The sequence below is a fragment of the Deinococcus arboris genome, assembly GCF_009755355.1.
Classification (GTDB): domain Bacteria; phylum Deinococcota; class Deinococci; order Deinococcales; family Deinococcaceae; genus Deinococcus; species Deinococcus betulae.
On sequence record NZ_WQLB01000031.1, the window covers coordinates 1 to 16,400 of the forward strand.

The window sequence follows — 16,400 nt, forward strand, 5'->3', positions numbered from 1 at the left end:
CGGCGCGTCCGCATCCACGCTGTACCGCTGCGGCCACTTTTCGGCTTGCCAGGTTTCTTCCTCTCGGGTCCAGGTCAGCACCTGCCCAGCATCCTCGCCCGCCGCCGTGCGGGCCGCGTGGGCGGTGGCGAAGGGGCCGAGGCGGCATAAGACCTCGCCCGAGTCGGCGTGGGTGATCAGGACGTGGGGCATAGGGGCATGATGGCGCTCATGCCGATGTTCCGCGATGGATGGCTCAAAGAGGTGGCTCTGTCGATCTGAGTGTCCTTCGGTCCAATCTGACTGAGAACTTAACCCGCGTCTAAGCCAACGATATTAAGCTAGATAACCAACGGAAAGCGTTGCGATTCCGTTGGAAAACTCGTAGACTCCAAGAGTAATTCCCCCCCACCCCCACTCGGAGGCCCAAAATGAGCAACATTACGCGACCAGTCACCCGCAAAGAGCTTGCGCTGCACCCGCTCCAGCCTTGGCGTTCAGCCGAGCAATTTCGCAAAAATCTAGGAGACAATCTCCGCCTGATTGAGAGGGGGCAAGTTGGCACCTTGATGACCAAGGACAACAAAACCATCCGTCTTTTAAGCGATGAGGACTTTCAAGTTCTCTACGGCCTAGCCAGAGAAGTTGATCGCTTGCGTGACGGCATTGAAGTCATTATCGCCGCCGCTGTTTCGGTACAGGAGAACCAGAATGAGTCCGCCGTTCGTGTTCTGACAAAGGCCGCCTTGGCCCTGGGTCGTAGCCCTGTCCTGCCTACGCGCATCCCCTCGAAGGATTTCACTCTTGACGACATCAAAGTTGACGAGAGCGACACGGACGATTCCTTCGATTTCAACGATATCAAGCGTCCGTTCTAAGGAGGCCCGCCGTGACGACCGCTCAACCTGAATCGCTGCTTGACCAACTTGAAACCGCCTTGCGACCGCACGCGCATGGCATGCAGGCTCTGGATGCCATCCGTTCGTTTGTCAAAGACTTGAAGAACACCAAGGCGCGCGCAGAGTTGTTGAACAGCGCAGGAGCGCTCGTCACCCGGCCTATCGATTGTGCCGAGGCGAAGGAGATCAAAGGGTACCCAAATGACGCAGATACTTTCTGGGTTCTTGCTGGGGACATTGTCTCTACTGATGCCGCATTCACATTAGGAGAGCGAGTCACATCGGATCAATCCGATGAGCCGCGCCCGAAGTTCATAGTGGCAAATTCCACTTGTGATCTCATTCCTGGTCGTAAGAAAACCAAAGCCCTACTCCTGGAAGTTCATCCTATTTACAAACCTACTACCGAAGAGCAGGGCGCGAGGCTGAAGAATCAGCTCGGCGCCCTGCTCTCTTTTCGAGAACGGCATTACATGTATTTGCCCCCCTTGCCTGGGGACCCAGAAGATGTGATTGCTAATGTGGTGAGTTTTAATGACTTCGCAATCATGAGGGTTGAGGATTTACCTGATGGGTCTGGGCGGAAGGCCTCTCTGAGCACACCAGGGTGGAGAATTTTCGCCGCCCTCTTACGTATGAATTTGAGCAGAGAAGGTGAGCACGAAGCTGAAATGCGCACTCGTCTGAACTCGCACTATTCGGGAATTGCACCAACAATAGGTACCGGTATGAAGGCGTGAATCGCTATCAACCTGAACTTTGGCCCCGCTGAGCGGGGCGTTTTTCATTAGCCTTCCACGCCGCCCGCACCTGCGCCAGCGCCCCGGCTTCCATCGACCACAGCCCCTGCGCGCCCTTATGCGGAATCGGCTCGGGCAACGTCAGCACGTCCGCCAGCAGCCAGTGATATTGCCCCCGCGCTGCCCACGCGCTCGTGTTGGCGCTCCGGCGGCCAGCGACGATTCTCCACGTCCTTGCCGCCCTTCGCCACGCAGTAAGCCCACGGGTGTGTCAGGGTCAGGCCTCGGATCATGTGGCCACCACCCGGACGCCTACACGCCACACCCACGGATTGCTGTCCCAATCGGTGCCTGGCGCCGTGTGCAGCTCACCCCAGAGTGCCTTGAAGCGCGTCAGAGGAGACGGGCCCAGCGGCATGCGCGTGAAGCCAAACCGCGCCCCATCGGCGGTCAGCCGCGCGTTGTGCGCCCGCACCCGTTCGTGTTCCGCCCACCAGTCGGGCCAGTGCTTGGCCAGCCACGCGTCGGGCAAGCTGGTCATCCCCTCGCTGATCGCCTCATCTTCCGTGATGCTGTGCAGGCGCTCGGGCCACACGTCGGTGACTTCGAGCGTCAACCGGCTCGCCACCCGTGGCATATAGCGCGGCAAACGCCAGCGCGTGGGCGCCTCACCCATCGGCCAGTGGTAGCGGCCCTCAGCATCCATCGTCAGCCCCACCTTCTCGCAGTCATCCGCGCTCTGATGAGCCAGGCGCAACCACTGATGATCCGGGAGCGGCAACCATTCCCGGCGGGCGTGCCCATCTGCCCGGTAATCTACCGCAATCACGCCCTCATCCCAGCTGCCCACGCGCCAGGCCTCGCGCACGTACAGCTGCTGGCCAGGGGCGCCGAGGGGGCAGGGAATGCTGCTGGTGTTCGACCGGGCATGAGCCGGAATGGCGTCTGCTCGGGCCAGGACGTGGAAGTCGCCGTCACCATCCTCGAAGCCGAAGTTCAGCGGATCGTGCTGATCGTCCCCACGGCCGCCCAGAAACGACAGGCCTGTGGTGGCCACGAGGCGGCGGGTAGCGGTCTTCTTGCCGGCGAGCAGGGCGCGCACCATGTGATCGCCGAACGTGATGCCTCGGGCGTCGGTCATGCGCGCCGCCCCCCATGCCGGTGGCCGCGTGTGGCGTTTGCCGCCAGGATCTTGCCCACGATGGCTTCTGGGTCCGCATCCACTTGCACCACCCGCATGCAGGCCACCACATACGCCACCAGGGTCTTCAGTTCGGTCACCACGTTGTGGCGCAGGCGCCCGTCATCCTCGGTCTTGCGGTAGGCCTCCAGCGCCCGGCTCGTGATCGTGTGCAGGTACAGCAGCGCCCCAGTGGGCCATAAGTGCTGCGGGTGATTGCGGCCCCAGGTACCGACAGCACTCTGGTTCAGGGGGTCGGCAAACCAGAGGCGCGTGGCCTGCGGGTCGGTGAGGTGGGCGAGGTCCAGGGCGCGCACGATCACGTCGCCGAGCTCGTGATTGATCTTGGCGGGCTCCGCTTCGCAGGCGGCTTCGGTGATCTCGCTGTGAATGAGGGCCAGATACCGGGGGATGTGGCTGAGTTCGAACCCGAGGCCCCAGCCGTTGGCGGCGTTGATCCGCCGGGCTTCCTCGGCGCGGGCCCAGGCCTGGGGCTGGGCGGCGAGGTGCGCGGCCTGGCGGCTGAGTTCGGCGGCCTCCTGGGTCTGGAAGGGGGCGGATAGGTTGCACTGGTCGGCGGTGCCCCAGGGGAGCTGGCGCACGGGGGCGGCGCGGTTCTCGGGGTCGTAATACCAGTACGTGGGTTGATCAGTGATCTTCGTCATGTCGGTCTCCAGTGCTGGGGCCAGCGCACCGGCTAGCCCCAGGGGGTGAGGGGTCAGTCGGCGGCTTGCGGGAGTTGTGCACTCAGTTGCGCCCGCACTAAGGCCTCGGCCACCTGCGGGCACACGCTGTTTCCAATCGCCCGTACCTGCTTCGACTTCGGAATCGGCTGCCCCTCCGGCGTCCGGTCCAGCACGTAGCTGTCCGGGAATCCCTGGCACCGCGCCAGCTCACGGGGCGTCAGCATCCGCATGCCAATATCGGCCAGCACATACCACTCGCCGCGCACCTGCAGCACCACCAGGCCGCCGTGGCTGTAGGGCAACAGGGCATCCCCCAGGTACTCGGCCAGGAAGTCATGCACCTCCCGCGCCCGCGCGAACTGGGCGGCCGTCAACGTCGGCACACAGTCCGCCGCAATCACGCCCGTTTTGCCTGCCCCCTCCGTCATCACCGTGGGCGCCGGCGCCTCGATGTCGGCCGCTGTGCTGGTCCCGAACTGCCGCATCAGGGTGGCGGCCGTCACGCTGAACCGGTCCACCGTGGGCACCGTGCCCAGCGGGGTATCCGCGTCCCGGCTGTCATCGTGCTGGCCACCCCGGCTGTAATAGGCGGTCAGGTGCGCCGAAGTCAGGCACATATCGGCCTTGCTCGTGATCGTGTGCATGCACTCGTCCAGCGCCTTGGGCCGGGCCTGGGCGCCCCGTCCCCCACACGCGACCAGGGCGCCACTAACCGCCGCGTGCCGCGCCTCGGTGACGATGGTGGTCAGCGGCTGCCCAGCGGGCCAGGTGCTGCCCGTGCTGCTGGCGTTGTCGATCCCGACGAGCGTGCCCGCCACCAGCGCCTGATTGTTCTCCGTGACGATGGTGGGCACCTGGCCGGTCAGCGGGTAGGTGCAGCTCGTCCGGCTGCGCTGGTTATCGGTCTTGATCAGGGCGCCGCTGACCAAGCCTTGCGGCCCACCGCTGGCCAGCACCGTGCGCGCTGGATTGGTGGCGGGGTAATTGGCGTGTGCTGGGGGCAGCGTGCCTCCGTTGTGCTGAATCAGGTGGGCGGTGGCCAGGGCGTGCCGGTTCTCGGTGGTCTGAGTGCGCAGCGGCTCTGACCCGTCCTGCCCCCGCACTTCGGTCTCGCTCTTGCGGCCGTAGTAGGTCACCAGCTGGGCCGCCACCAGGCCGTGGGTGTTGCCCGTGCTCTCCCGCGCGGGTGTGCCGCCCGCCGTGATCGTGGCAATGGGGTCGCTCACCCCCTGCCCCACGCTGCCGGTGTTGAACTTGGTCAGGTGGGCCGCCAGCAGTTCCGTCTTGTTGTGCGTGGTCGTGATCGTCGGCAGCGGCGTGTTGGCCGCCTGCCCCGCCCGGCCAAACATCCGGTCCGAGAGCACGGGCGCGAGCGCTGGCTGAATCAATTCGTTCTTGTTGTGGTTGGTCGTGATGGTGCTTAGGGGCGCGTCCACCGAGCGGGGCGGGTTCTGGTGCTGTTTATTCACGAGGAAAGGCTGTGGGCTTTCCAGCACGAAGCGGCGCAGGCCCTGGGCGACCCGGTTCAAGGTGTTGCGCACCAGGGGCTTCTTGCGGTCAAAGATGCTGGGGCAGGGCAGGTCCCAGTCGATACACTCGGCGGCCGTGCGGTAGGGCTTGAGCACGCCCGCCTGTACCCTGGGATCATTCGGTGCCGCGTGGGTGGGCTCCGGCCACACAATCGGCAGGCCGTCCTTACGGGCGATCACGAACAGGCGCTTGCGGATGGTGGGGGTGCCGTAATCGCAGGCGCGCAACTCGCGGTACTCGACCTCGTAGCCCTGACGGCGCAGCGCGTTGACCCAGCTGTTGAAGGTCCGGCCCTTCTGCTTGGGGTCCGGGCGGCCATCGGGGAGCAGCGGGCCCCAGTCCCGGAATTCCTCCACGTTCTCAGTAATGGCGATGTTGACGTTGGTGAGCGCCGTCCAGCGCAGCAGCACCCAGGCCAGGCCACGGATCTTGCGGTCCAGCAGGGCGGCGCCCTTGGCCTTGCTGAAGTGGGTGCAGGTGGGCGAGTTCCAGGCCAGAATGATGTCCTGACCGCGCGCCACCTTGCGGGGGTTGACCTGCCAGACGTCCTCGATGCTGTGGTGGCTGTGGGGATGGTTCAGGCGGTGCAGGCCGAGCGCGGTGGGGTCATGGTTGATGGCGTGGTCCACCGGGCGGCCAATGGCCATTTCGATGCCGAGACTGGCGCCGCCTGCACCGGCAAAGTTGTCGATCACGAGCTTGCCCTGGCCCAGCTCGCCGCCAAGGTAGGGGAAGAGGGGCGCGTAGTTGGTGGCGTGTTTGGGTGTCTTCTTCATGGGACCTCAGGCGACCTTGGGGTGATGGGGGCGCAGGCCCGGGCAGAGGGGCACAGTCACATGCGCTCCAGCAGCACGGGGCTCACATGGGTCAGGCGGCGCCAAGCCACGGGGTTCAGCCACAGGGTTTCAGCGCGGTGCGCATTCGTCTGCGTGCGGGCGCCAGTGCTGACGGTGTGCCAGCCGGGCAGCTGCTGGGTGTAGTAGTCGTTCGCGTAGGCGCTCAGCACCACGGGCCCCAGGTGGGCGCGCAGCACCTCGATCAGCTCGTCATGCTGTTCACGGCTCGCATTTCGTGCTCGTACATGCGAGTACCGCTCCGGATCTCGCGCAGGTAGGGTGGGTCGCAGTACAGCAGCGCCTCCGGCCCCTGCACCTGCTCGATCAGCTTCACGGCCGGAAACTGACTGATCTGCGCGCCGGCCAATCGCGTCACGGCGTAGTGCACGCGGTCGGGCAACGTATGCCAGGCCGTCACGGGGCTCTGCCCAGCCAGCTCCCGGAAGCGCCATTTCGTCCGCACGTCCACCGGGCGCCGCCCAATCTGCTGCCAGGTCACCACGACCACGCAGCGGGCCCGTTCCAGATCGGAGAGCCCGCCGGCCTTCAGGGCGGCCCAGCAGCGGTCGTATTCCTCTTGGGCCCAGGGCGTCAGGGCCAGCAGCGCGGCCAGCTCGGCCCCCTGCTCGCGCAAGACCCGGAAGAGGGTGACCACGTGGCCGTCCAGGTCGTTGATGACCTCGACACGACTCGCCTCCTTGGTGAAAAAGACGGCGCCGCTGCCCAGGAACGGCTCAACGTAGGCGTCATGCCACGGCAGGTGGCTGACCACCCACTCGGCAATGCGCCACTTCGCGCCCGGCCAGCGGAGGACTGGAGCCACAAGGCTCATGCGTCAACCACGCACACACAGGCCTGCACCGGCCACCCGCACCGCGCACACTCGTCCGCCCCCCAGTTCCCCAGGTCTTCTTGAACCTCTTCCGGTGCCACTGCAACCTGTCCTGCCCCGTGGTGCCGCAGCACGAAGGCCAGCCGCTGCGCATTCCCCAGCGCCGTCCCGATGGCCGCAAAGTCCCCTGGCACCGCGAGGTCCCCAATCGCGTCCGTCAATTTCAGGGGCCGCCACTTCCCGCTGGTCCAGTTGTAGGTGCCGCAGATCGGCGTCAGCAGCTCTTGCCCGCTCTGCCAGTGCCCCATGCCGAAGGCTTCGACCCCCTCCGCCCGGCACGCCCGCACGATGCTCTCGACCATCCATGGCGCGGCAAACAGCACCACATCGTGTCCAGCGCTGGTCAAATCTTCGAACTGGCGCAGGCACGTGGCCAGACTCGGCGCGTGCTCCAAATCGGCGGCCTTCACGCTGTGCATGGCCTGCGCGTCCGGCTCAATGGGCTGCGTGGTGAAGCACCGCGTGTCCAGCAGCACCCCGCCCTGGCCGTCCAGCACCACGAACTGCACCGGCACGGCGTTCCGTAGACCTGTGGTGGCCAGCGCGACCACCCGCAAGGTGGGCGAGGCCAGCAGCGCCGTCAGCTTCGTCTGAGCCGCTTCACGCTCCTGCACCTGGCGCTGCTCAATGTGTGGGTCAAAGGTGCCGGTCACAGCGCCTTCACCGGGCCTTTCTCGACGCTGCCGGGCATGGTCCCCAGGCCCAGCAGGCAGACCAGCACGCTCAGCACCAGCAGCGAGGCATTCACCGCCAGCCAGGGCCGGCCCGCTTCCACCAGGCACACAGGGAACACCAGGACGCCGGTCGCGCCCAGGCCCGCGCAGGCCTCGCCATACGGCCGCAGGGTGCGGCGAGCGAACACCCGCAGGCGACGCATGAATCGCCGGGGCCGGTGGGGCAGGCGGGCATGGGTCAAGGCTGGGGCAGCGGTGGTCATGCGCCCACCGGGGTCAGCGACCCGTCCGGCGCCACGTCATACACCACCACATGCCCGGCATATGACTGGGCATCCTGCGACATGGTGGCGCTCAAGCGTTCCCGCAGATCTGCGGCGAAGCCCTCGGCCTTGGCCTGCTCCACACCGCTTTCGGTCAGGGCCGCCACCAGCGTCAGCAGCGCTGCATCCTCGGCCAACACCACGACCTGTGGCTCGTCACCGTTCTCCAGCACGTCTTCACGGGTCATGCCCCACTGGGCCGCCGCCTGCCCCACGATGTCGTTGAGCGTCTGGAACGGGCCAGCCCAGTCTCCTTCGTCATTGTTCTTCAGGCACCACAGCGGCCCGGTAAAGCCGGGGGCCAGGGCGAGGATGTCGGCGGCGGTCACGGGCTGAGCAGGCAGGGTCGTCATGGTGGGATCTCCAGGGGTGAGGGGGCGAAGGGTCATCGGCGGTCCTCCACGAGTTCGCGCGCTGGGGTCATCGGCAGCGGCGGCAGGGGCGTGAACGGGGCGAGGTCCCGGCCCTCGATCAGGGCCAGGCGCTCGGCTTTGAGGTGCATCAGGTCGTCAAACAGCAGCGCCGCCTGGGCGAGCGTGGTGTCCGGGGCACTCAGGGCCGCCTGCGTCTCGCGCAGCTCGGCGGTGAGGGCTGACAGCGGGCTGGGAACAGCGTCCGGCAGCGCCCGCTCGGCCAGCCGCACCCCCGCCTCACGAGCAGGCCGGCGCAGGCCCAAGGCCAGGAGCAGGGAGGGGAAGCGGGGGAAGGGCAGGGTCATGCCGAGCCGTCCGTGCGTGTTGGGGGCAGGACATGCGCGACGGGGCAGCCGTCCATATGCGCAAAGCGGCCACTCCAGTCATTGCCCTGGCAGATACGGCAGAACACGCTTCCCGTCTGCCGTTGACCGAGCACACGGTTCATCAAGCGGTGCTGCATCTGCGCGGGTGTCAGCGGCTTGTCGCTCACAGATCCACCACCAGCGCATGCGCGTACAGCCGCTGCACCCGCTGGCTCAGGCGCCAGTACGCCCGCGTGTGCGGCTGGGTGCGCGCGAGCAGGCGCTCAGCGGTGCGCAGGGCCTCCCGCGTGGCGTGCAAGGTGCGCGGCATCAGCCGTTCACCTCGTCTTTCAGCCGTTGCCCCGCGTTTTCCTGGGCAGATTCATAAGCGTCCCGCGCACAGGCCGTGCAGGTGGCGGCCGTATGCGTCTTGGCGGTCTCACCGGGGGCCGTGACGGTCAGGGTCACGTCGCGGCCCCGCCCACCCCAGCGCACGTCATAGCCCCGGTCCCGCAGGTCCTCGACCTTCCGGTCCGCACTGGCGCTCGCCGGCAACCAGGGGCCAGGGGTGCTGGGGGCGGTCACGCCCCGACCCTCAATACCCAGAAGGCGTAGTCCTGGGCCATCGTGTGCACGTAGCTCTCGTGGCACGCCTCGCACAGGCCGGTCTCGAGGCGGCCGGGCTGACCGCACACGCCACAGGGCTCGGTCAGGCCCTGCTGGGCGGCCACCTCGGCGCGGCAGGCGTCAGCAATCCGGTCCGCGCGGCGGGCACGGGCCGCACGTTCCGGGGTGCAGGGGTCAGCCGCCACCTCACTGGCCTGGCAGAGGTGGTGCAGCCGCTGGAGGCGCTCCAGAGAGGTCAGGCCATATTTGGACGCCATGACCGGGCGCACCTCGCCCCAGCCCGTGCGGAAGGGCAGCAGGCTCATGCGGCTGCCGCCTTCACGTCTTCCCGGTTCGTGCCCCGGTTCAGGAGGCGGCGCACGCTCTTGGCCGACAGGGTCAGCACGATCTCTTTCGTGGTGACGTCGATCTTGCGGGCCAGGTCCAGGCTCAGGCGGTGTGCGCGGTCGTAATAGGGGGCCAGCTGCTCGCCGGTCACGCGCCAGAAGCCATCCGGCTGCTGTACGGCCTGAATTCGAATCTCGCCTGTGGTGGCCAGCTCGATCAGGCCGTTCTGTTGAAGGGTCAGCAGGGCGCCGGCCACGTGGGTCTCGCAGGTGGTGCCCAGCGCGCCGAAGATGCTGTGCACGGGGTTCTGGAGATGGCGCTCGCCGCAGCGCACGCAGGTGGGGCCGGTGCTGGGCTTCGCTTTGCGCTGACGGCGGGTCTTGCGGGTGGGGGTCGCTTCGGGCATCATGGTCTCCGGTTCCCCCACTCGATTGGATTGCTTCGTAGGCGTCCGGGTGGGGGATCGCCTTTTGGGCTTGGCCTAAATGTATCAGTCTGAGACATAACCTGCAAGTTTTGTCTATAGTTGGGACATGAAGAAGATGCGCCAAGAGGAGGGTGCCTTAACTGCTAACGTGAGGGGTCCCGTGTCTCAACTTGAGAACCCCAGCGCTTTCGACCAGCTCGCCTATGCAGAGCCTGACTTCGTACCTTCGGGTACTACCGCGCTTGCGCGCGTACGGCGCGCGCATATGTCTCTGCTACAAATGTCTCGGGCTGAGATGGAGCAGGCCGTTCAAGATCTCGCTGAGTCGAATGTGCCGCCAGCGCGAGGGCTTGAACTGCTGTTGCGAGTCACACTGGGCGACGCGCAGAGCGTGTCCCAGGCCCAATTGCGCCCTACTGGGCATAGTCCTTTGGAGTTGGAATCCACTTGCCACGAGGCTGCTGCCATTGGTGTGGCTCACGCCATGCTCGGTGACTACGAGCAGGCTGCCGCCCATCTTCTTGTCGCTCGAACACTTGCCCAGGCTCTTGGTCTGACCAATAGGGTGCAAAACTTGACCTTGGAGTGGGCACGCGTTTCTTCTCTGCGTGGTCGCCCCGAACCTGCCGCTATCGAAAGCCAGCTGCGCCAGGCCATGCCAGCTAAGCGCCGCGCCTGGGGACAGCGCACCCTAGCGGAGGCGTACATGGCAATGGGGTGCTACGGCGACGCTCTTCAGGCTATGGGTACGCCCGATATTGACCTGCCACTGGACCGGGCCTTGCGCAACTTTTTGCACGGCCTCAATGGTCTGCCCCCTTTGGTGGAATACGCGCCAATGTTGCCTTACGCGCAGTTGGCAGCCGCTCTAACCCGCGCTCACTGGTCTGACTATGGGTTTTCACTTGTGAATGTGGATGGGGAGCCCACGCGCGCCTATGCCACCATCTTGGAGTCCATTGCCTTGGTCAGGTCTGGTGACCTTGCTCAGCAAGCAGTGCGAACCCTCAGCCGCTTGACGTTCACGGCGGCTGATCTCAGCGTGTACAGACTTGTGGTGCTCTTCTGGGCGGTGGCTCAGGGCGCGCAGCTACATGGCGGCGCATTAGCAGGCCGTGACATCCCCCTGTTAGAGCAGTTGCGAAGCAGTGTTCTTCGGTTGGGACGTCCACATGATGTGCTTCGCTTATTGCGACGTCTGGGGCCTGACCAGTTCACACTGTTGGCCTTCAGCCCCCTTGGGGACGAAATTGTGCCTGTTGGCCTTCAAGGCCTCGGCCTTATTACTGGGCAACATATTGTGCTGGGAGGAGCTGAACACAAATTGCCAGGCCGCACAGGCCGCGTAGCAGTCTTGCAGGCACTGGAACTGCCCTACGATGATCTGAAACGCTCGGAGGCTAAGCGGTACAAACAGATTCTCGGGGAGCTGGGACAGCCGTGTATCAACGCAGGCTGGCTTCTGCGCGCATATACCCAGCTGGCCGACGCTTCCGAGAGGTTGGGGCACTTGAATGATGCGGCAGCATGGAATGCCTCGTACCAGCGAGTTTTCGACATGCTGAGCACCGACCTGCAAACAGCGATTCGGCAAAGCAAATCACGCAAGACATGATTGGCATTTCTTTAAGGAACACCATACGCTAGCGTCATGAAACTAAAGCGTTTGCTGGCGTTGCTCCTCACCCTCACCGCATTCGCCTGCGCATCTGCGACCATGACTGAAAAGGTCGCACCGCCTGCCGCTTGGCCGCCAGTGTATGAGCCTTGTCCGCCCTGCTAACTGACCGGTTGTTTGTTACGGTTTTGTTACACACATAATTTTGGGGATTGCTAGATTCACATGCACGAGGTGCACCGTGATCCAGCGATTCCCACTTTCTGCCGTCGTCACCATCGCTGAAGCCGACCGATTATCCGAAGATTTTCCATGCTGGCGGACGCGTTTGCCTACTGGCCGCACCTGTCAACTGGCGTTCGTTTCGTCTACTGATCTTGAAGAGGCTCAGCGTCTGTTAGACGAATGGCGAAGTGAGCGCTGACGAGATAGCCCAACTGCTCGCCCTCCGCAATGACACCAGCGGAGGCGGCATAGAGTCGGCCATCTGGCAAACGGACGACACTGTGTTCCAGTGCGGGTCCCTCATGGGAGACACGAATGAGCGTGCCGGCTGGGAGTGCCACGCTGCCGAAAAGCGGCTCTTCCAGTCGAATATCGGACAGCGTGCGCGTCACAGTGCCGTGACCCAAAGGGGGCGGCCGGAAAGAGCGAAAGGTTCTCCGGTTGTCTTCAGGGATGCTGAGTAGTGTCCAGGCTTCGCCGTCTGAAATGCCCATCGCCTGAAGCAAACGGTCAGCGATGGACTGCTCAGCTGTGGCCAGATCTTTGGTGCCAGCGATATAGCGGTTCAGCGTGGCGCGACCGATGCCAATAGCCGCAGCGAAATCCGAGACAGGAATGTCTTTGCGCTTGAGCCATGCTTTGAGCGCCTGCCCTCTGTCCTGCGGGGTCAGGATCAATGCGGGGGCAACAGGGTCGGGGCGCTTCGTGGTCGGCATTAACATTCTCCTGGGCTGAGACAACTCTTGCATGTAATGTCTCACGCTGCGCCACCGCGTTTCAACTCTGATGCCAGCTATAGAAAGAGGCCTCTTGGAGAGTCTCAGCCTGAGACACTTGAACTTTATGTCTCAGGCTGAGACAATACTTGCATGATTTGTCTCAACGCCGATCTGATTCGCCAGCTCCGGCGCGAGCAAGACCTGTCTCTGGAAAAATTGGCAGAGCAAGTTGGAATTGACAAGCGGACGCTGGCCGCCTGGGAAAGCGGAGCTGCTGAGGACGCCTGGGCCTTGAAGCTGGAACGTCTCGCGCGCTTCTACGGTCGCAGCCTTCTGGATTTTTTGCACGAGATTCCTGAAAAAGGTCTCTCCCCCATGCCTCTCCCTGCGCAGGCGTCGGCATGAGGCAGGGTCACATGCCCTTCACCATCAGTTCGGCCAACATGCCGCCGGTCTCCGAGCACTTCATGCCCGCCTGGGCGCCACCTTCCTGCGCGGTAATGAACTGGTCCAGCACATTCACGATGTCCAAGTCGCGCCCGGACTGTTCCCTCACAATCCTGCGCACGCTCACGACCATGTCGCCGGCGCTGGCATTTTCGTCCGGACAGGCCGCATCCAGCCGCGCCAATTTCTGGGCGATCTCCGAGTCGTTCGGATCTCGCCCGGCCACGATGGCCAAGTTCTGCGCGTCGGTGCGGGTGCTGGCCGGACTGGGGGCTGCCGGGGCCGAAGCGGTCGGGGTGGGTGACGTGCCGAAGAAGCTGGACGATTCGGCCACCGCCGCGTCATGGTCGCGTGCTGCCTGGCGCTCTGCCTGCGCCTGCTCGCTCGTCACCGCTTTTTGGGCCACCAAGCTGAGGCCAGTGCCGAGCAGCGCAACGAGAATGCCGCCCACCAGCCCCAGGACACGCTGCTCGGGCGTTGCCCGGCCGTTGCGGGTTTGCACCGCCACGATGACAACGCCTAGGAGCACGGCCAGGGCGGCCAAACCATACAGGTACATGCCTCATCAAACCACAGCCCTTCCTCACCCCGCGCAGGCCCTTGCATGAGCGGGGGCAGGTCAGCCTTCCTGCAAGTCCCGGTGGTGCGTCAAGCCCCGGTACAGCTGCCGCGCCACGCCCAACACCCAGACCCGCGCCGGCAGTCCCGAACGTGTCCAACTTTCACAGTGCACCTGCACCCGGCTCAACGCCAGGTAGGTCGCCTCTTCTGGATCAGGCAGGCCCTCGTGCTGAGCCAATCGGTACAGCACGGGGCCAAATGTACGGACGCACTCGGCCAACTCCTGACCGTTGGACGCCACCAAGCGCTCCAGGGCGTCGGTTTCAGGCGAAGGAGGGTGAGACACGGGCACACCCACAGTGTGACGGAGGCAGCCAGACGTGCCAGCGGAGTGCCGTTGAGCACTTATTTGGAGTTCTTGGATACGCAACGCCCTCTTCACCCCGCGCAGGCACCCGGCATGAGCGGGCGAGACGGTTACCAGCGGGGTGGCGGTGGCGCCTCACCCCAGACCGGCACCTGTGCCGGCACGCCCGGCTGGTCCTCCGCCGGTTTCTCGGACGGCTCCGGCTCTCGCGGCTCAGGGCCTGAGATCACTGGGCGGGTTGAGTTCCGTTCGCGGTTGGGGTCATCCGGCATCTTTGCAGCGTGTCAATTCAGCGGCTCTCGTGTGGGCCCGCGCCGCTCTCGACCTCTCAAGACACCTCAGGAGAAGCCCTCGATTTGGCCTCGGTCCGTCTTCATCTCCTTGAGATCCAGCGCGTGCGCAGGCCTGCATACGAGCCAGACGCGAGCAGACCAGGCGGGCGAGCATTTAAGGGCTGTACGGCCTCGGCAAGGTCAGCAGGCTGATGGCCAGGCCGACCACCACCAGACCGATCAGCAGCCAACGGCGCCGGTAACTGAGGTACACCAGGGCGAAGACCGAGCCCAGTTTCACGACGTTCAGAGCGTAGTTGATCCAGGCCCAGTCCGGGTCGCCGTCCGGCACCAGGAGCACGTCGGCCAGGACCGCCAGAAGGTACAGCGTGCCCAGAAGGGCAAGCCAGGGCGCGTGCTGCCGGGATGGGGCGGGCATCATGCCCTCTGTCCTATCACGCTGTACCGGGAGACGCGGACGCAGATGCCACAGGGCCTGGTATGAGCAGGCCTCAGGACCAGGCCGTGCGGTCCGTCACGCTGCCTGAGCCTCTGCTGCTGCGCCTGATCGGGCACACCCAGCAGCGAGGCGAAGTCGGGACCGCCCACTGCGATGCTGAGGAAGGTTTCGCGTTCTGCCGCACGACCACAGCCGCCCAGCTGCGCGCTCAGGCCGACGCCCTGGAAGCCCAGGCCGCTGCCTACCTTGACGAGCTGACCAGCACCCCGCCCACGCGGGGCGGCCCCTGGCACCCGCTGAAGCAACTGCACGGCGTGCTGCGGCAAGAAGCCACGGTGCTGCGCGAACGGGCCGCCTGGACAGCGGAACTGGAACGGTGCCGGGCGGAGGCAGGTGCTGGGGCATGACGGGCGCTCAGACGTTCCCGATTAATGCCCGTGGGCAGTGCCCGTACTGCCTGGAACTGGTCAGGGAGTGCCACTGCGCCTGGTGCACGGTGTGCGGGCGCCATGACAGCCGCTGCCGGTGTGGCACCTGCCCGAGCTGCGGCGGCCCGGCGTCCGACTGCCTGTGCGATGCGCCTGTGTTCACGGTGACCGGCAAGCACTTCGGCTACGGCTTTGAACTAATTGCTCCCCCTGTACCCGCCAAAGTCCTGCTGCTGGGCCGTGCGAAAGCCAAGCGGGGCCAGCCATGAGCCGCCCCCACCCCATCCCGCGCGTGACCCTGTGCGAGATTGCCGCCGAGTTCAGCCTGACCCCCTCTGCCGTCCACAAGAAGGCCGAAAGCCTGGGCCTTGTCCTGCGCCCGCAAGTCGTCCTGAACCGGCGCCACCAGACGGTCAGTGCCGAGGACGCGGAGCGCCTGCGCGCCAGCTACGCGGCCTTCGGGGACACGACCGGCTGGCTGACCGGCCAGGAGGCCGCGCGGCTCCTGGGCTGCTGCTGGGAGGTCTTCCTGCGCCGCCGTAAGCGGGGCGAGTACGCCATCGAGCGCCGCCGTGTACCGGGTAGCCTGGGCGCCGCCTGGCGCTACCACCCCGGCCAGGTGGCCGCTTACGCCGCTGGGCGCCCCGTGGCCCTGGAGCGCGCGCCCGCCGGCACCCTGAGCACCCCGCAACTCACCGCCCGGCTGGGCGTCTCCGAGAACGCCCTGCACAACTGGCGCAAGGACGGCCTGAAGGCGGGCCAGACCAAGCGCGGGTACTGGTACTGGCGGGAGAGCGATGTGCTGGCCTACCTGACCGGGCCGCTGCGGGGCCTGAAGAACCCCGTGCATCAGGAGACCCGGTATCAGGCCCTGGCGCGGCTCAAGGCGCCTGAGCAGGTGGCGGCGTGACCCGCGTGCCAGAGGAAAGGCAACGCCTGGTGTTGAGCGTGCTGAGTGTCGAGCCGCAGACGCGGGCTGAGGTGGCGCGGCGGGTCATGAAGCGCGGGTACCGGATTGCAAACGCGAACGTGCTGGGGCTGCTGATGGGCTGCGAGCGCAACGGCTGGGCCGCCAAGGACGGCACACACCCGGACACCACTTGGGCGCTGACGCCCGCTGGTGAAGTGGCGTTGGATCAGGCGGCCCAGTCATGAAGCGGCGCACCCGATTGAACCGGCTGCGGAAAGCGGGAGCGCAGGCTGCAGGGCCCGCCATGCCGCCACGTTACATCCCACCACCAAACCTGCTGCTGATCGGTCTGATGGACAGCCGGCCTCTCGCCTTCGCAGAGTACGAGAAGGGCGTCAAGATGCTCTCGCTCTCTCAGTTCGAACGCACCGCTGTCAGAGGCTGGATGGAACACCACGGCTACCCCTTCGACGTGGCCTACCAGCTGGTCAGCCGAGAGGGCCGGTACCCGCCCGTGCCCTGTCAGATTGCGGCTCAAAGGCAGCGGCCATGATC

Annotated in this window: 27 protein-coding genes; 8 read left to right on the forward strand and 19 right to left on the reverse strand. The window is 65.4% G+C overall.

What is annotated here, in order from left to right:
* Window positions 1–192 (reverse strand): hypothetical protein (locus tag GO986_RS17740; RefSeq protein ID WP_157460639.1); only part of this gene is annotated, 192 nt, incomplete at its 3' end.
* 218 nt (window positions 193–410) lie between these two features.
* On the opposite strand from GO986_RS17740, the gene GO986_RS17745 reads away from it, so the two are divergent.
* Both GO986_RS17745 and GO986_RS17750 read left to right on the forward strand, forming a co-directional pair.
* Window positions 411–857, forward strand: a complete 447-nt coding sequence (locus GO986_RS17745; protein ID WP_157460640.1) for a hypothetical protein — start codon at window positions 411–413, stop codon at window positions 855–857.
* A gap of 11 nt (window positions 858–868) precedes the next feature.
* Complete coding sequence (locus GO986_RS17750) at window positions 869–1,618, forward strand: hypothetical protein (protein ID WP_157460641.1); 750 nt, start codon at window positions 869–871, stop codon at window positions 1,616–1,618.
* A 289-nt stretch (window positions 1,619–1,907) separates the two neighbouring features.
* Here GO986_RS17750 and GO986_RS17755 read toward each other — a convergent pair whose 3' ends face one another.
* From GO986_RS17755 to GO986_RS17820, 14 genes are read right to left on the reverse strand one after another with little or no spacing between them, the layout of a single operon-like run.
* Window positions 1,908–2,759, reverse strand: coding sequence for a hypothetical protein (locus GO986_RS17755; RefSeq protein ID WP_157460642.1), 852 nt, complete (start codon window positions 2,757–2,759; stop codon window positions 1,908–1,910).
* The gene (locus tag GO986_RS17760) at window positions 2,756–3,463 is read right to left on the reverse strand and encodes a nucleoside triphosphate pyrophosphohydrolase family protein (protein WP_157460643.1); all 708 of its coding nucleotides are present in this window, start codon (window positions 3,461–3,463) and stop codon (window positions 2,756–2,758) included. The genes GO986_RS17755 and GO986_RS17760 overlap by 4 nt, the downstream gene beginning before the upstream one ends.
* A 53-nt stretch (window positions 3,464–3,516) precedes the next feature.
* A complete protein-coding gene (locus tag GO986_RS17765) occupies window positions 3,517–5,790 on the reverse strand; it encodes a DNA cytosine methyltransferase (RefSeq protein ID WP_157460644.1) in 2,274 nt (757 codons plus the stop codon).
* A gap of 56 nt (window positions 5,791–5,846) precedes the next feature.
* Complete coding sequence (locus GO986_RS17770; RefSeq protein WP_157460645.1) at window positions 5,847–6,047, reverse strand: hypothetical protein; 201 nt, start codon at window positions 6,045–6,047, stop codon at window positions 5,847–5,849.
* A 5-nt stretch (window positions 6,048–6,052) separates the two neighbouring features.
* A complete protein-coding gene (locus GO986_RS17775; protein WP_157460646.1) occupies window positions 6,053–6,682 on the reverse strand; it encodes a DNA adenine methylase in 630 nt (209 codons plus the stop codon).
* Window positions 6,679–7,395 (reverse strand): hypothetical protein, encoded by a 717-nt coding sequence (locus tag GO986_RS17780; RefSeq protein ID WP_157460647.1) that lies wholly within the window; start codon window positions 7,393–7,395, stop codon window positions 6,679–6,681. Before GO986_RS17780 ends, GO986_RS17775 begins: the two co-directional genes overlap by 4 nt.
* The gene (locus GO986_RS17785) at window positions 7,392–7,679 is read right to left on the reverse strand and encodes a hypothetical protein (RefSeq protein WP_157460648.1); all 288 of its coding nucleotides are present in this window, start codon (window positions 7,677–7,679) and stop codon (window positions 7,392–7,394) included. Before GO986_RS17785 ends, GO986_RS17780 begins: the two co-directional genes overlap by 4 nt.
* Window positions 7,676–8,128 (reverse strand): hypothetical protein, encoded by a 453-nt coding sequence (locus tag GO986_RS17790; protein WP_157460649.1) that lies wholly within the window; start codon window positions 8,126–8,128, stop codon window positions 7,676–7,678. The genes GO986_RS17785 and GO986_RS17790 overlap by 4 nt, the downstream gene beginning before the upstream one ends.
* The gene (locus GO986_RS17795; protein WP_157460650.1) at window positions 8,125–8,457 is read right to left on the reverse strand and encodes a hypothetical protein; all 333 of its coding nucleotides are present in this window, start codon (window positions 8,455–8,457) and stop codon (window positions 8,125–8,127) included. The genes GO986_RS17790 and GO986_RS17795 overlap by 4 nt, the downstream gene beginning before the upstream one ends.
* Entirely contained in the window at window positions 8,454–8,645 is a 192-nt protein-coding gene (locus GO986_RS17800; protein ID WP_157460651.1) for a hypothetical protein, read from the reverse strand. The genes GO986_RS17795 and GO986_RS17800 overlap by 4 nt, the downstream gene beginning before the upstream one ends.
* Window positions 8,642–8,788, reverse strand: a complete 147-nt coding sequence (locus GO986_RS17805) for a hypothetical protein (RefSeq protein WP_157460652.1) — start codon at window positions 8,786–8,788, stop codon at window positions 8,642–8,644. The genes GO986_RS17800 and GO986_RS17805 overlap by 4 nt, the downstream gene beginning before the upstream one ends.
* The gene (locus tag GO986_RS17810) at window positions 8,788–9,042 is read right to left on the reverse strand and encodes a hypothetical protein (RefSeq protein WP_157460653.1); all 255 of its coding nucleotides are present in this window, start codon (window positions 9,040–9,042) and stop codon (window positions 8,788–8,790) included. The genes GO986_RS17805 and GO986_RS17810 overlap by 1 nt, the downstream gene beginning before the upstream one ends.
* Window positions 9,039–9,389, reverse strand: a complete 351-nt coding sequence (locus tag GO986_RS17815) for a hypothetical protein (protein ID WP_157460654.1) — start codon at window positions 9,387–9,389, stop codon at window positions 9,039–9,041. Before GO986_RS17815 ends, GO986_RS17810 begins: the two co-directional genes overlap by 4 nt.
* Window positions 9,386–9,820: a hypothetical protein gene (locus GO986_RS17820; protein WP_157460655.1), complete on the reverse strand. Its 435-nt coding sequence runs from the start codon at window positions 9,818–9,820 to the stop codon at window positions 9,386–9,388. Before GO986_RS17820 ends, GO986_RS17815 begins: the two co-directional genes overlap by 4 nt.
* Before the next feature lie 124 nt (window positions 9,821–9,944).
* Between GO986_RS17820 and GO986_RS17825 the strand changes: the two genes are divergently transcribed.
* Window positions 9,945–11,453 carry a hypothetical protein gene (locus GO986_RS17825; RefSeq protein WP_157460656.1) on the forward strand — a complete coding sequence of 503 codons (1,509 nt, stop codon included), beginning with the start codon at window positions 9,945–9,947 and terminating at the stop codon, window positions 11,451–11,453.
* A gap of 371 nt (window positions 11,454–11,824) precedes the next feature.
* Here the strand turns inward: GO986_RS17825 and GO986_RS17830 are convergent, their stop codons facing one another.
* Window positions 11,825–12,397, reverse strand: a complete 573-nt coding sequence (locus GO986_RS17830) for a helix-turn-helix domain-containing protein (protein ID WP_198170795.1) — start codon at window positions 12,395–12,397, stop codon at window positions 11,825–11,827.
* A 153-nt stretch (window positions 12,398–12,550) separates the two neighbouring features.
* Between GO986_RS17830 and GO986_RS17835 the strand changes: the two genes are divergently transcribed.
* Window positions 12,551–12,805 (forward strand): helix-turn-helix domain-containing protein, encoded by a 255-nt coding sequence (locus GO986_RS17835; RefSeq protein WP_157460658.1) that lies wholly within the window; start codon window positions 12,551–12,553, stop codon window positions 12,803–12,805.
* Window positions 12,806–12,812: 7 nt separating this feature from the next.
* On the opposite strand, the gene GO986_RS17840 is transcribed toward GO986_RS17835, so the two are convergent.
* The 3 genes from GO986_RS17840 to GO986_RS17850 form a co-directional block, all read right to left on the reverse strand.
* Window positions 12,813–13,406 (reverse strand): hypothetical protein, encoded by a 594-nt coding sequence (locus tag GO986_RS17840; RefSeq protein ID WP_157460659.1) that lies wholly within the window; start codon window positions 13,404–13,406, stop codon window positions 12,813–12,815.
* A 60-nt stretch (window positions 13,407–13,466) separates the two neighbouring features.
* Window positions 13,467–13,760 (reverse strand): hypothetical protein, encoded by a 294-nt coding sequence (locus GO986_RS17845; protein ID WP_157460660.1) that lies wholly within the window; start codon window positions 13,758–13,760, stop codon window positions 13,467–13,469.
* A gap of 462 nt (window positions 13,761–14,222) precedes the next feature.
* Window positions 14,223–14,489: a hypothetical protein gene (locus tag GO986_RS17850; protein ID WP_157460661.1), complete on the reverse strand. Its 267-nt coding sequence runs from the start codon at window positions 14,487–14,489 to the stop codon at window positions 14,223–14,225.
* Window positions 14,490–14,548: 59 nt separating this feature from the next.
* On the opposite strand from GO986_RS17850, the gene GO986_RS17855 reads away from it, so the two are divergent.
* The 4 genes from GO986_RS17855 to GO986_RS17870 all read left to right on the forward strand — a co-directional run bounded on the left by GO986_RS17855 (window position 14,549) and on the right by GO986_RS17870 (window position 16,398).
* Window positions 14,549–14,914: a hypothetical protein gene (locus GO986_RS17855; RefSeq protein ID WP_157460662.1), complete on the forward strand. Its 366-nt coding sequence runs from the start codon at window positions 14,549–14,551 to the stop codon at window positions 14,912–14,914.
* A gap of 286 nt (window positions 14,915–15,200) precedes the next feature.
* Window positions 15,201–15,845 (forward strand): helix-turn-helix domain-containing protein, encoded by a 645-nt coding sequence (locus GO986_RS17860; RefSeq protein WP_157460663.1) that lies wholly within the window; start codon window positions 15,201–15,203, stop codon window positions 15,843–15,845.
* On the forward strand, window positions 15,842–16,090 hold the full coding sequence (locus tag GO986_RS17865) for a hypothetical protein (RefSeq protein WP_157460664.1): 249 nt from the start codon (window positions 15,842–15,844) through the stop codon (window positions 16,088–16,090). Before GO986_RS17860 ends, GO986_RS17865 begins: the two co-directional genes overlap by 4 nt.
* Window positions 16,087–16,398, forward strand: coding sequence for a hypothetical protein (locus tag GO986_RS17870; RefSeq protein WP_198170798.1), 312 nt, complete (start codon window positions 16,087–16,089; stop codon window positions 16,396–16,398). The genes GO986_RS17865 and GO986_RS17870 overlap by 4 nt, the downstream gene beginning before the upstream one ends.
* The last annotated feature ends 2 nt before the right edge of the window (window positions 16,399–16,400 follow it).

What these genes read in the sequence shown, in the direction of transcription:
- GO986_RS17795 (WP_157460650.1), bottom strand. Translation starts at nt 8,457, where the DNA reads ATGACCCTGCCCTTCCCCCGCTTCCCCTCCCTGCTCCTGGCCTTGGGC.
- GO986_RS17745 (WP_157460640.1), top strand. Translation starts at nt 411, where the DNA reads ATGAGCAACATTACGCGACCAGTCACCCGCAAAGAGCTTGCGCTGCAC.
- GO986_RS17850 (WP_157460661.1), bottom strand. Translation starts at nt 14,489, where the DNA reads ATGATGCCCGCCCCATCCCGGCAGCACGCGCCCTGGCTTGCCCTTCTG.
- GO986_RS17765 (WP_157460644.1), bottom strand. Translation starts at nt 5,790, where the DNA reads ATGAAGAAGACACCCAAACACGCCACCAACTACGCGCCCCTCTTCCCC.
- GO986_RS17830 (WP_198170795.1), bottom strand. Translation starts at nt 12,397, where the DNA reads ATGCCGACCACGAAGCGCCCCGACCCTGTTGCCCCCGCATTGATCCTG.
- GO986_RS17755 (WP_157460642.1), bottom strand. Translation starts at nt 2,759, where the DNA reads ATGACCGACGCCCGAGGCATCACGTTCGGCGATCACATGGTGCGCGCC.
- GO986_RS17860 (WP_157460663.1), top strand. Translation starts at nt 15,201, where the DNA reads ATGAGCCGCCCCCACCCCATCCCGCGCGTGACCCTGTGCGAGATTGCC.
- GO986_RS17820 (WP_157460655.1), bottom strand. Translation starts at nt 9,820, where the DNA reads ATGATGCCCGAAGCGACCCCCACCCGCAAGACCCGCCGTCAGCGCAAA.
- GO986_RS17855 (WP_157460662.1), top strand. Translation starts at nt 14,549, where the DNA reads ATGAGCAGGCCTCAGGACCAGGCCGTGCGGTCCGTCACGCTGCCTGAG.
- GO986_RS17825 (WP_157460656.1), top strand. Translation starts at nt 9,945, where the DNA reads ATGAAGAAGATGCGCCAAGAGGAGGGTGCCTTAACTGCTAACGTGAGG.
- GO986_RS17835 (WP_157460658.1), top strand. Translation starts at nt 12,551, where the DNA reads ATGATTTGTCTCAACGCCGATCTGATTCGCCAGCTCCGGCGCGAGCAA.
- GO986_RS17775 (WP_157460646.1), bottom strand. Translation starts at nt 6,682, where the DNA reads ATGAGCCTTGTGGCTCCAGTCCTCCGCTGGCCGGGCGCGAAGTGGCGC.
- GO986_RS17785 (WP_157460648.1), bottom strand. Translation starts at nt 7,679, where the DNA reads ATGACCACCGCTGCCCCAGCCTTGACCCATGCCCGCCTGCCCCACCGG.
- GO986_RS17760 (WP_157460643.1), bottom strand. Translation starts at nt 3,463, where the DNA reads ATGACGAAGATCACTGATCAACCCACGTACTGGTATTACGACCCCGAG.
- GO986_RS17790 (WP_157460649.1), bottom strand. Translation starts at nt 8,128, where the DNA reads ATGACCCTTCGCCCCCTCACCCCTGGAGATCCCACCATGACGACCCTG.
- GO986_RS17815 (WP_157460654.1), bottom strand. Translation starts at nt 9,389, where the DNA reads ATGAGCCTGCTGCCCTTCCGCACGGGCTGGGGCGAGGTGCGCCCGGTC.
- GO986_RS17805 (WP_157460652.1), bottom strand. Translation starts at nt 8,788, where the DNA reads ATGCCGCGCACCTTGCACGCCACGCGGGAGGCCCTGCGCACCGCTGAG.
- GO986_RS17870 (WP_198170798.1), top strand. Translation starts at nt 16,087, where the DNA reads ATGAAGCGGCGCACCCGATTGAACCGGCTGCGGAAAGCGGGAGCGCAG.
- GO986_RS17840 (WP_157460659.1), bottom strand. Translation starts at nt 13,406, where the DNA reads ATGTACCTGTATGGTTTGGCCGCCCTGGCCGTGCTCCTAGGCGTTGTC.